The organism is Pseudomonas sp. Irchel 3H7 (assembly GCF_900187605.1).
In the GTDB taxonomy this organism is placed as follows: Bacteria; Pseudomonadota; Gammaproteobacteria; order Pseudomonadales; family Pseudomonadaceae; genus Aquipseudomonas.
This window is the reverse complement of sequence record NZ_FYEA01000009.1, coordinates 264,146-276,503: the sequence shown is the minus strand read 5'-3', so window position 1 is coordinate 276,503 and position 12,358 is coordinate 264,146. Positions and strand designations below refer to the sequence as shown.

The 12,358-nt window shown below is 60.9% G+C and carries 11 protein-coding genes; all 11 read left to right on the top strand.

Annotated features, from left to right (window positions below; translation table 11 throughout):
- The first annotated feature begins 19 nt into the window (after positions 1 to 19).
- On the top strand, positions 20 to 466 hold the full coding sequence (locus CKW38_RS18875; protein ID WP_095113531.1) for a DUF2946 domain-containing protein: 447 nt from the start codon (positions 20 to 22) through the stop codon (positions 464 to 466).
- A gap of 85 nt (positions 467 to 551) precedes the next feature.
- On the top strand, positions 552 to 2,672 hold the full coding sequence (locus CKW38_RS18870; protein WP_095113530.1) for a TonB-dependent copper receptor: 2,121 nt from the start codon (positions 552 to 554) through the stop codon (positions 2,670 to 2,672).
- A 101-nt stretch (positions 2,673 to 2,773) separates the two neighbouring features.
- The gene (locus CKW38_RS18865; RefSeq protein ID WP_007914556.1) at positions 2,774 to 4,153 is read left to right on the top strand and encodes a PepSY domain-containing protein; all 1,380 of its coding nucleotides are present in this window, start codon (positions 2,774 to 2,776) and stop codon (positions 4,151 to 4,153) included.
- Positions 4,154 to 4,409: 256 nt separating this feature from the next.
- Positions 4,410 to 5,675, top strand: a complete 1,266-nt coding sequence (gene urtA / locus CKW38_RS18860) for an urea ABC transporter substrate-binding protein (RefSeq protein ID WP_007914554.1) — start codon at positions 4,410 to 4,412, stop codon at positions 5,673 to 5,675.
- A 332-nt stretch (positions 5,676 to 6,007) separates the two neighbouring features.
- On the top strand, positions 6,008 to 7,510 hold the full coding sequence (gene urtB / locus CKW38_RS18850) for an urea ABC transporter permease subunit UrtB (RefSeq protein ID WP_095113528.1): 1,503 nt from the start codon (positions 6,008 to 6,010) through the stop codon (positions 7,508 to 7,510).
- Positions 7,510 to 8,589 (top strand): urea ABC transporter permease subunit UrtC, encoded by a 1,080-nt coding sequence (gene urtC / locus CKW38_RS18845; protein WP_095113527.1) that lies wholly within the window; start codon positions 7,510 to 7,512, stop codon positions 8,587 to 8,589. The genes urtB and urtC overlap by 1 nt, the downstream gene beginning before the upstream one ends.
- Positions 8,586 to 9,455 carry an urea ABC transporter ATP-binding protein UrtD gene (gene urtD / locus CKW38_RS18840; RefSeq protein ID WP_007918913.1) on the top strand — a complete coding sequence of 290 codons (870 nt, stop codon included), beginning with the start codon at positions 8,586 to 8,588 and terminating at the stop codon, positions 9,453 to 9,455. The genes urtC and urtD overlap by 4 nt, the downstream gene beginning before the upstream one ends.
- A gap of 143 nt (positions 9,456 to 9,598) precedes the next feature.
- Positions 9,599 to 10,297, top strand: a complete 699-nt coding sequence (gene urtE, locus CKW38_RS18835) for an urea ABC transporter ATP-binding subunit UrtE (protein ID WP_053116875.1) — start codon at positions 9,599 to 9,601, stop codon at positions 10,295 to 10,297.
- A 43-nt stretch (positions 10,298 to 10,340) separates the two neighbouring features.
- Positions 10,341 to 11,180: an urease accessory protein UreD gene (locus CKW38_RS18830; RefSeq protein ID WP_095113526.1), complete on the top strand. Its 840-nt coding sequence runs from the start codon at positions 10,341 to 10,343 to the stop codon at positions 11,178 to 11,180.
- Positions 11,181 to 11,510: 330 nt separating this feature from the next.
- The gene (gene ureA, locus CKW38_RS18825; protein WP_003221215.1) at positions 11,511 to 11,813 is read left to right on the top strand and encodes an urease subunit gamma; all 303 of its coding nucleotides are present in this window, start codon (positions 11,511 to 11,513) and stop codon (positions 11,811 to 11,813) included.
- A 9-nt stretch (positions 11,814 to 11,822) separates the two neighbouring features.
- The gene (locus CKW38_RS18820; protein WP_095113525.1) at positions 11,823 to 12,356 is read left to right on the top strand and encodes a GNAT family N-acetyltransferase; all 534 of its coding nucleotides are present in this window, start codon (positions 11,823 to 11,825) and stop codon (positions 12,354 to 12,356) included.
- Positions 12,357 to 12,358 lie beyond the last annotated feature (2 nt).

Sequence of the window (12,358 nt, the reverse complement as noted above, 5' to 3'; positions counted from 1 at the left end):
CTTCCGGCAGACTCCGCCCATGCGCCCGCTGAGCGCCAGGCCCTCCCGGCAACGCCGTCAGACTCAACACCTGACTCGCGGCAGCTGGATCGCCCTGTTCGCCATGTTGATGATCTTCATCGGCCCACTGATTTCTCAGTCGATGCCGATGGATCAACACGCCTCGACATCGATGCCGATGAGCATGGACATGTCGATGGACATGCCGGGCATGGATCACAGCGGCCATGATGCAAAGCCCAACGCCGAACACTGCCCACCGCAATCCTCGCACCACGTGTTGTGGGAAAAGTGCGGTTATTGCAGCCTGCTGTTCAATTGCCCGGCACTGACCGGCGGCGGTGATTTCGTCGCCTTCAACATCCCGCCGCTGAACACCTTCACCCCACCCTCCCCACGCCTGGGCCACGCCCGGCAGACCTTCTTCCCCGGCGCCCGCAGCCGCGCCCCGCCCGTCGCAGCGTAAACACCGCACCTCTGATTGCACACGGTGGAGAAGACAGCTTCAGGTTGCCGGCCGTGTCGTTTACGACTGTTTGATGGAAATTGTCATGTCCAGGTTTACTGCTGTTCCACGCTTGGGTTCTGCCCCGGCGTCCTTCGCTCTGAACGAATCGCGGGTTCGTTTCAGGCACGCTACCGCCGTCCTTTGCGGCGTTCTGCTGTCCCCGCTGGTGCTGGCCGATGATCACGCCGCGCACAACGAAGAACTCAGCCCGACGGTGATTACCGCAATCGCCCCGAGCTCGCCGCTGACCATCGTCACCAATCCAAAAGATCCACGCCAACCAGTGCCGGCCAGTGACGGCGGCGATTATCTGAAAACCATTCCGGGCTTCGCACTGGTACGCAATGGCGGCACCAACGGCGATCCGGTGCTGCGCGGCATGTTCGGCTCACGCCTGAACATTCTCACCAACGGCAGCATGATGCTCGGTGCCTGCCCGGGCCGGATGGACGCACCGACCTCGTATATCTCGCCAGAAACCTACGACAAACTCACCGTGATCAAAGGCCCGCAAACTGTGCTGTGGGGGCCGGGCGCCTCGGCCGGCACCGTGCTGTTCGACCGTGAGCCGGAGAGTTTTGGCGAACTCGGCACGCGGGTGAATGCGAGCATTCTGGCCGGCTCCCACGGACGTTTTGACAAGGTTGTCGATGCCGCTGCCGGTGGCCCGTTGGGCTACGTGCGAGTAATCGGCAACACCGCGCATTCCGACGACTACCGCGACGGCAACAACGACATCGTCGCCTCGCGCTACGACAAGTGGAACGGCGACGTCGCCATCGGCTGGACCCCGGACGCCGACACCCTGATCGAACTCACCGCCGGCAAGGGCGATGGCGAAGCGCGCTACGCCGGACGCGGCATGGACGGTTCGCAGTTCCTGCGCGAGAGCCTCGGTTTGCGTTTCGAAAAATCCAATATCACCGACGTGCTGGAGAAACTCGAAGCGCAGGTCTACTACAACTACGCTGACCACGTTATGGACAACTACACCCTGCGCACCCCGTCCGGCACCGGCATGATGGCGGGGCCGATGGCGTCCAATGTCGACCGCCGCACCCTCGGCGCGCGGATCAAAGCGACCTGGCGCTGGGCTGATATTCAGTTGATCACCGGCCTCGACGCGCAGACCAACGAGCACCGCCAGCGCAGCGGCATGGGCATCGACACCTACAAGGATCAGCCGTACAGCAAGGACGCCGATTTCCATAACTACGGCGTGTTCAGCGAAATGACCTGGTACGCCGCCGACCGTGATCGCCTGATCACTGGCGCCCGCGTCGACCGTGCTTCGGCCAAGGATTACCGGCAAACCACCGGTTCGGGAATGATGACTCGCCCGAACCCGACCGCCGACGACACCCGTGCCGATACCCTGCCGAGCGGTTTCGTCCGTTACGAGCATGACCTCGCCGACAGCCCGACCACGCTCTATGCAGGCCTCGGCCACGCGCAACGCTTCCCGGATTACTGGGAGCTGTTTTCGCCCAAGTCCGGCCCGGCGGGATCGGTCAACGCGTTCGATTCGATCAAACCGGAGAAGACCACCCAGTTCGACTTCGGCGTGAACTACAAGCGCGCCGACCTCGAAGCCTGGGCCTCGGGTTACATCGGTGTAGTCCGCGATTACATCCTCTTCGACTACTCCCCGGGAATGATGGGCATGAACACCTCGCGCGCCGAGAACATCGACGCGCGAATCATGGGCGGTGAACTCGGTGCCGCGTACAAACTCACCGATAACTGGAAAGCCGATGCGACCCTGGCCTACGCCTGGGGCAAGAACAGCAGCGACGGCACGGCCCTGCCGCAAATGCCGCCACTGGATGCACGCTTCGGTCTGACCTATAGCGAAGACAACTGGAGCGCCGGCGCACTGTGGAGGGTGGTTGCCGCGCAGAACCGTATCGACCAGAACAAGGGCAACGTGGTCGGCAAGGATTACGACAAGAGTTCGGGCTTCGGCGTGTTCTCACTCAACGGTGCCTATCGGATCAACAAGAACTGGAAGGTCAGCAGCGGCGTCGACAACCTGTTCGGCAAAGCTTACGCCGAACACCTGAACCTGGCGGGCAACGCCGGGTTCGGCTACCCGGCCAATGACCCGCAAGCGATCAATGAGCCGGGGCGCACGCTCTGGACCAAGGTCGACATGAGTTTCTAACAAGAAAAGTCAAAAGATCGCAGCCCGCATGTACCCCTGTAGGAGCTGCCGAAGGCTGCGATCTCTTGATCTAGAAAAATTCGCCCAGCGGAGCACACGTGATGAAACAGCCCAAACCGAATTTCTACAACCTGGCCTGGCGTTGGCATTTTTACGCCGGTCTCTTCGTCGCCCCCTTCATGGTGATGCTGGCCCTGACCGGCATCATTTACCTGTTCAAACCGCAACTCGATTCGCTGATGTACAGCAGCCTGCTCAACGTCCCCGCAGGGCATCACACTGTCCCGGCCGATGACCTGCTGCAACGAGTGAAAAGTGCCTATCCGCAAGGCCAGGTCACCCAGTACCTGCCGCCAGTGAACGCCGAACGCAGCGCACAGTTTGTGGTGAAAAACGCCGGCCAGGAACTCAACATCTTCGTCGATCCGTACCACGGCGACATCCTTGGCGAACAGGATGCCAAGCAAAACCTGCAGGCCATTGCCCGGGCGATCCACGGCGAATTGATGATCGGCACCGTCGGTGACCGCCTTATCGAAATGGCCGCCGGTTGGGGCGTGGTGCTGGTGGTGTCCGGCCTGTTCCTGTGGTGGCCGCGCGGTCAGGCCGCGGGGATTCTGTGGCCGCGGTTGAACAGTCGCGGTCGCGTGTTGTGGCGTGACCTGCACGCGGTCACCGGGTTCTGGGGCGCGACCTTGCTGCTGGTGATGTTGCTCAGTGGCATGACCTGGACCGGCTTCTGGGGCAAGCAATACGCGCAGGTGTGGAACGTGTTCCCGGCGGCGATGTGGGACAACGTGCCGACCTCCGACGTCGAGGCGCGAACCCTTAACAGCGCCACCCGCCAGACCGTGCCTTGGGCGATGGAAAACACGCCGATGCCGATGTCCGGCGATCACGCCGAACACATGAACCACGGCGCCACCAACGCTGGCCCCGCAGCACCCGCCATCAGCCTGCAAGACGTGCAAAACATCGCCACCCAGCGCAAAGTCGAGCCGGGCTACAGCATCACCCTGCCGACCACTGCCACCGGCGTGTTCACCATCGCTGTGTTCGCCGATGACCCGCGCAACGATGCGACCCTGCATGTCGATCAATACACCGGCAAAGTGCTCGCCGATGTGCGTTTCGAGCAGTACGGCAGCGTCGCCCGCGCCACGGAAATCGGCGTGATGCTTCACGAAGGCAAAATGTTCGGCACCTTCAACCAGATCGTCGTGCTGCTGATCTGCCTGATGATTCTGCTCAGCGCCGTCAGCGGTGTAGTGATCTGGTGGAAGCGTCGGCCGCAAGGCAAATTGGGTGTGCCGCCGCTGCGTCATGATTTGCCGAAGTGGAAAACCGGGGTGGTGATCATGTTGGCGCTGGCGGTGGTGTTTCCGCTGGTGGGGGCTTCGCTGGTGGTGGTGTGGTTGCTGGATCGATTGCTGCTGGCGCGGATGAACCGACCAACCGGGTCTGCCTCGACTTCTTCCTGAACCCGCACTCGATCTTCTTCAACGCCAATCCCGTGCAGGGTCGCCTGCACGGGATTTTTTTGCGCCCCAATCTGGCGCGGCGGCCTGCACCAACGCGCCATGGACGTTCCTTCGTGGTGCATGCGCCATGCAGTCAACCGCTCTAACACGACATTTTCTTGCCAAAACCCGACCGGGCACAGCCCTTGCAAAACACCCTTCAGTCGTCCGCATCTGCCAACCAAAAAAAACTTCAAACGTTCATGGAGATCGCACAATGAAGCGTCGCAGTTTGATCAAGGCTTTCACACTCACGGCATCCATTGCCGCGATGGGCATGACCTGGACTGTCCAGGCCGCCGAGACCATCAAGGTCGGGATTCTGCATTCGTTGTCCGGCACCATGGCGATCTCCGAAACGTCGCTCAAAGACATGGCGCTGATGACCATCGACGAGATCAACGCCAAGGGCGGTGTGAACGGCAAGATGCTCGAACCGGTGGTGGTTGACCCGGCATCGAACTGGCCGCTGTTCGCCGAAAAAGGCCGGCAGCTGCTGACTCAGGACAAGGTCGCCGTGGTGTTCGGCTGCTGGACCTCGGTGTCGCGCAAATCGGTATTGCCGGTGTTCGAAGAGCTCAATGGCCTGTTGTTCTATCCGGTGCAATACGAAGGCGAAGAGATGTCGCCGAACGTCTTCTACACCGGCGCCGCGCCTAACCAGCAGGCGATCCCGGCGGTTGAATACCTGATGAGTGAAGAAGGCGGCAGCGCCAAGCGCTACTTCCTGCTCGGTACCGACTACGTCTACCCGCGCACCACCAACAAGATCCTGCGCTCGTTCCTGCATTCCAAAGGCGTCGCCGACAAAGACATCGAAGAGGTCTACACGCCGTTTGGTCACAGCGACTATCAAACCATCGTCGCCAACATCAAAAAATTCTCCGCCGGTGGCAAGACTGCGGTCATCTCGACCGTCAACGGCGACTCCAACGTGCCGTTCTATAAAGAGCTGGCCAACCAGGGTCTGAAGGCCACCGACGTACCGGTTGTAGCGTTCTCGGTCGGCGAAGAAGAACTGCGCGGCATCGACACCAAACCGCTGGTGGGCAACCTCGCGGCGTGGAACTACTTCGAGTCGGTGGAGAACCCGCAGAACAAGAAATTCGTCGCTGACTGGAAGGCCTACGCGAAGAAACACAACCTGCCGGGCGCCGACAAAGCCGTGACCAACGACCCGATGGAGGCTACTTACGTCGGCATCCACATGTGGGCGCAAGCAGTTGAAAAAGCCAAATCCACTGACGTCGACAAAGTCCGCGAAGCCCTTGCCGGCCAGACTTTCGCGGCGCCGTCGGGCTACACCTTGACCATGGACAAGACCAATCACCACCTGCACAAACCGGTGATGATCGGCGAGATTCAGGCTGATGGTCAGTTCAACGTGGTGTGGCAGACCGAAGGGCCGATCCGTGCGCAACCGTGGAGCCCGTTCATTCAGGGCAACGACAAGAAGCCGGATTATGCGGTGAAGAGCAACTGAGGCGGATTCAGTTTTTGAGGCGGGCTTTAGATTCCCCCCCCCTCACCCCAGCCCTCTCCCTCAGGGAGAGGGGGAAAGGGAGCCGATCTTCATGCCTTTCAAAGCCTGAGTTCGGCTCGAATTCGCAGGTCGCAGCACATCGTTCAAACACCTCGGTCAGTCCCCTCAATTTCAAGAGGGAGAGGGGGAAAGGGAGCCGATCTTCATGCTTTTCAAAGCCTGAGTTCGACTCGAATTCGCAGGTCGCAGCACATCGTCCAGACACCTCGGTCAGTCCCCTCTCCCTCTGGGAGAGGGTTAGGGTGAGGGGGCGGTTGAACAGGACACCACTAATGCCCACTGCCATACACCGCTTTCTCATAGCCATCGCACTATTGCTGCCAATGCTGGCCCATGCCGGCGACGCCGAAGACTTCGTCGCGGCCAATCCTGTGCAGCAAGCCAAACTGCTGGAAACCTGGGCCGCGCAGCCCGACCCGGCGCGTATCGAATTGCTCAACGCCCTGCAACAAGGCGAGCTGACGATCGACGGCCAACCGAAAACCCTGCGCCTGAACAATCGCCTGCGGGGTCTGATCGACACCGCCATGGCCAGCCATCAATTGCTCGCCGCCGACGCCAAAATCCGTCTGACTGCCGCGCAGCAATTGCAGAAAAGCGCGAAACCCGCGCAGCTGAAATTCCTCGACCAGCAACTCGCTGGCGAAAAAGATGAAAGCGTCCATGCCGCCCTGAGCCTGGCGCTGGCCAATCTGCAACTGGTCGACACTGATCCGGCCGTACGACTCGCGGCGGTGCGATTGCTTGGCGAAACCGGCGATCCACTGGCGCGCACGCGCCTCGAAGGTTTGCTCGAACCCGGCGTCGAAGCCGATGCCGGCGTACGCACGGCGGCCGAAACCAGCCTCGCCCAAGTCAAACGCAAACTGCTGATCGGCGAGATCCTCGGCCAGGCGTTCAGCGGCATGTCGCTCGGTTCGATTCTGCTGTTGGCAGCGCTCGGTCTGGCAATCACCTTCGGCCTGCTCGGCGTGATCAACATGGCCCACGGCGAGATGCTGATGCTCGGCGCCTACTCGACGTATGTGGTGCAGTTGATGTTCCAGCGCTACGCACCGCAAGCGATTGAGTTTTATCCGTTGATCGCGCTGCCGGTGGCGTTCTTTGTCACGGCGGCGATCGGCATGGCGCTAGAGCGCACGGTGATTCGCCACCTCTACGGCCGCCCACTGGAAACCTTGCTCGCCACCTGGGGCATCAGCCTGATGCTGATTCAACTGGTGCGCCTGTTGTTCGGCGCGCAGAACGTTGAAGTGGCCAACCCGGCGTGGCTGTCCGGCGGGATTCAGGTTTTGCCAAATCTGGTGCTGCCGTACAACCGCATCGTGATCATCGCCTTCGCACTGTTCGTCGTCGTACTGACTTGGTTGCTGCTGAATAAAACCCGCCTCGGCCTCAACGTCCGTGCCGTTACCCAGAACCGCAACATGGCCGCCTGCTGCGGCGTGCCGACCGGTCGTGTCGACATGCTCGCCTTCGGCCTCGGCTCGGGCATCGCCGGCCTCGGCGGCGTAGCGCTGAGTCAGATCGGCAACGTCGGCCCGGACCTCGGCCAAAGCTACATCATCGATTCATTTCTGGTGGTGGTGCTCGGCGGTGTTGGCCAGTTGGCCGGCAGCGTGCTCGCAGCCTTCGGCCTGGGTATCGCCAACAAGATTCTCGAACCGCAGATCGGTGCGGTGCTCGGCAAGATCCTGATCCTCGCGCTGATCATTCTGTTTATCCAGAAACGTCCGCAAGGCCTCTTCGCACTGAAAGGACGGGTGATCGACTGATGAACCAGCCTCTGTTAGTCACGGCCACGCAAAAGGCCGGGCCGAAAATCACCCTCGCGATTGGCGCGGTAATCCTCGCTCTGCTGATCGCCCTGCCGCTGCTGTCGTTATTGTCGCCCGAGAATGCGCTGCACATCTCGGCGTACACGCTGACGCTGGTTGGCAAAATCCTCTGCTACGCCATCGTCGCCCTGGCGCTGGATCTGGTCTGGGGTTACGCCGGTTTGCTGTCGCTGGGTCACGGCCTGTTCTTCGCTCTCGGCGGTTATGCGATGGGCATGTACCTGATGCGTCAGGCCGCCGGCGATGGTCTGCCGGCGTTCATGACCTTCCTGTCGTGGAGCGAACTGCCGTGGTACTGGACCGGCACCAGCAGTTTTATCTGGGCGATGTGTCTGGTGGTGTTGGCGCCGGGCTTGCTGGCGCTGGTCTTCGGTTTCTTCGCTTTCCGTTCGCGGATCAAAGGCGTGTATTTCTCGATCATGACCCAGGCCCTGACCTTTGCCGGCATGCTTCTGTTTTTCCGCAACGAGACCGGGTTTGGCGGCAACAACGGCTTCACCAATTTCCGCACGATTCTCGGTTTCGGCATCACCGAACCGGGCACCCGCGCGGTGCTGTTTCTGGCGACGGTGTTGTTGCTGGTGGCGAGCCTGTTCATCGGCTGGCGCTTGGCGCAGAGCAAGTTCGGCCGCGTGCTGACTGCGCTGCGCGATGCGGAAAACCGCTTGATGTTCTGCGGCTACGACCCGCGCGGTTTCAAGCTGTTCGTGTGGGTGTTGAGTGCGGTGTTGTGTGGCCTGGCCGGGGCGTTGTACGTGCCGCAAGTGGGCATCATCAACCCGAGCGAAATGTCGCCAACCAACTCCATCGAAGCAGCGGTATGGGTTGCCCTTGGCGGTCGCGGCACGCTGATCGGCCCGCTGCTCGGCGCCGGTGTGGTCAACGGCATGAAGAGCTGGTTCACCGTGGCCTTCCCGGAATACTGGCTGTTTTTTCTCGGCGCGCTGTTCATCGTCGTGACGCTGTACCTGCCCAAAGGCGTGATCGGTCTGCTGAAGAAACGAGGTGAACAATGAGAGTCACGGCGAGCGCTGAATTCATGCTGGAACCGGCCTTCTTTCCCGTCGAACCGAACAAGGACGCCGGCACCAGCCGCGACTCGATCGGCCTCGGCCAGCGCGTCGGCCCGGGCCTCGACACCCGTCACGGCACGATCCTCACACTGGAAGACATCAGCGTCAGCTTCGATGGATTTCGTGCGCTGAACAATCTCAACCTGTACATCGGCGTCGGCGAATTGCGCTGCATCATCGGCCCTAACGGCGCGGGTAAAACCACGCTGATGGACGTGATCACCGGCAAGACTCGGCCGAGTCACGGCAAAGCCTGGTTCGGCGAAACGCTGGATCTGACTCAAATGAGTGAAGTGCAAATCGCTCAGGCCGGCATCGGCCGCAAGTTTCAGAAGCCGACGGTGTTCGAGGCGCTGAGCGTGTTTGAAAACCTGGAACTGGCGCAGAAAACCGACAAGTCGGTGTGGGCCAGTTTGCGTGCGCGCTTGAGTGGAGAGCAGAAGGATCGCATCAGCGAAGTGCTGGAGACGATTCGCCTCACCACCTCGGTCAATCGTCAGGCGGGGTTGCTCTCCCACGGTCAGAAGCAGTTTCTCGAGATCGGCATGTTGCTGATGCAGGACCCGCAATTGCTCCTGCTCGATGAGCCGGTGGCGGGCATGACTGATGCAGAAACCGAATTCACCGCTGAATTGTTCAAGAGCCTGGCGGGCAAGCATTCGTTGATGGTGGTGGAGCATGACATGGGCTTTGTCGGCTCGATTGCCGACCACGTGACCGTGCTGCACCAGGGCAGCGTGCTGGCCGAAGGCTCACTTGAGCAAGTGCAGGAAAACGAGCGCGTGATCGAGGTTTACCTCGGCCGCTGAAACTGAAAACACCCATCAAAACTGTGGGAGCTGGCTTGCCAGCGATGAGGCCGGCACATCCAGCATTAATGCCGACTGATCCACCGCTATCGCTGGCAAGCCAGCTCCCACAGGGTTCTGTGTGCAACGGAAGGAATTTGAACATGCTGCAAGTCGACAAGCTGCACCAGTACTACGGTGGTAGTCATATCCTCCGTGGCCTCTCGTTCGATGTGAAGGTCGGTGAGGTCACCTGCCTGCTCGGCCGTAACGGCGTCGGCAAAACCACCCTGCTCAAATGCCTGATGGGCCTGTTGCCGGCCAAGGAAGGCGCAGTCAATTGGGAAGGCAAACCGATCACCACGTTCAAGCCACACCAACGGGTTCACGCCGGTATCGCTTACGTGCCGCAAGGCCGGGAGATCTTCGGCCGCCTGACCGTGGAAGAGAATCTGCTGATGGGTCTGTCGCGTTTTCCCGGCAGTGAAGCCAAGGAAGTCCCAAGTTTCATCTACGAATTGTTCCCGGTGCTGCTACAAATGAAGCAGCGTCGCGGCGGCGACCTCTCCGGTGGTCAGCAACAGCAGTTGGCGATTGGTCGCGCATTGGCCAGCCGCCCGCGCTTGCTGATCCTCGACGAGCCTACCGAAGGCATTCAACCTTCGGTGATCAAGGAGATCGGCGCGGTAATCAAGAAACTCGCGGCGCGCGGTGATATGGCGATTTTGCTGGTCGAGCAGTTCTACGATTTCGCCGCGGAACTGGCCGATCAGTATCTGGTGATGTCCCGGGGCGAGATCGTCCAGCAGGGGCGCGGTGAAAATATGGAGGCCGAGGGTGTACGCGGGCTGGTAACGATCTAGTACAACGAATTAATCTGTAGCTTCCTAACGATAATTACACACCATGAATTCGACTGTTGCACCTGCCCTGTTTACCCCGAGCTGGCACGCCGCGCTGGAACTCGCTTATGCCCGTTTCGGCGACTGCACGCGCCCGGTCATGCGCCGACACCTCGGGCCGCTGCGGGTGCAAAAGCACCTGTACGCCGAAGGCCCTGAAGTCTGTCAGCACATCATCGTCCACCCGCCGGGCGGGATTGCCGGCGGTGATCGGCTGGACATCAGCGCGCGCGTCGAAGCCGACGCCTGGGCGCAGATCACCAGCCCCGGTGCCGCCAAGTGGTATCGCGCGGGTGGGCCGGCGTATCAAAAACTGGATTTGAAAGTGGCAGCCGGCGGGACGCTGGAATGGTTGCCGCAGGAGACCATCGTCTATAGCGCCGCGCAGGCTGAGCTGAGCACTTCGATTGAACTTGAGGGTGATGCACGGCTGTTTTACTGGGACGTGGTGGCGCTGGGTCGCCCGGCCAGTGGCGAACGTTTTGACCACGGGCATTTTCAGGCGCACCTGGATATTCGCCGCGATGGCCGATTGCTCTGGCACGAGCGCCAGCGCATTGTCGGTGATGACGGTTTGCTTGATTCGCCGATCGGGATGGATGGCAATCCGGTGTTTGCGACGTTGTTGGTGACCGGTGAGATTGAGGCTGAGTTGCTGGAGCGCTGCCGCTCGCTGGATCACCAGGTTCGCGGGGATTTGACGCAATTGCCGGGACTTTTGGTTGCCCGTTGTCTGGCCAGTGAAGCGTTGCTCGCACGGGCCTGGCTCATCGAGTTATGGCGCTTGCTGCGTCCGGTGCTTCTGGATCGCGAGGCGGTGTCACCGAGAATATGGAACACCTGAAAGCAACCCTCACCCCCCGCCCTCTCCCGGAGGGAGAGGGAGCCCGACCGAGTCGTTTGAAATGAATTTAACTGACTGAACGAATACCGCTGACTGAACCGGCCATTGAAAACAACCGAGATCAGTCCCCTCTCCTTCGCAAGAGGGAGCCTGACCGAGTCGCTTGAAATGAATTTAACTGACTGAACGAATACCGCTGACTGAACCGGCCATTGAAAACAACCGAGATCAGTCCCCTCTCCTTCGGGAGAGGGCTAGGGTGAGGGGCTGCTCCAACTGGCACCCCACACCGGCAAGAACCTCACAAATCTGCCCTGATGGAACCCCACAATGGACCTGACCCCACGCGAAAAAGACAAGCTGCTGATCTTCACCGCCGGCCTCGTCGCCGAGCGGCGTCTGGCCCGCGGCGTGAAACTCAATTACCCGGAAGCCATGGCCTACATCTCCGCCGCTCTGCTTGAAGGCGCGCGTGACGGCCAGACCGTGGCCGAGCTGATGCACTACGGCACCACCCTGCTCAGCCGTGAACAAGTGATGGAAGGCATCCCGGAAATGATCCCGGAGATCCAGGTCGAAGCGACGTTCCCCGACGGCACCAAACTGGTCACCGTCCACCAACCGATCGTCTGAGGCAGCGCCATGACTTACACCATTCGCGATGCCGTCCACGCCGACCTGCCGGCGATCCGCGACATCTACAACGATGCCGTGCTCAACACCACGGCGATCTGGAATGAACAGGCCGTCGACCTCGGCAACCGCCAGGCGTGGTTCAGCGCGCGTCAGGCCCAGGCCTATCCGATTCTGGTAATCATCGACGGTGACAACAGCGTACTCGGCTACGCTTCATTCGGTGACTGGCGGCCTTTCGACGGCTTTCGCCACACCGTCGAACATTCGGTTTATGTGCGCAGCGATCAACGCGGCAACGGCCTCGGCCCGCAATTGATGGCAGCGCTGATCGAGCGCGCCAGAACCTGCGACAAACACGTGATGGTCGCCGCCATCGAAAGCGGCAACGCCGCCTCGATTCGCCTGCACGAGCGCGCCGGTTTCAGCATCACCGGGCAGATGCCGCAGGTCGGCACCAAGTTCGGCCGCTGGCTCGACCTGACCTTCATGCAACTGACCCTCAACCCTGGCGCGGAGCCGCCTGACGCCAACAAGGAGTGACA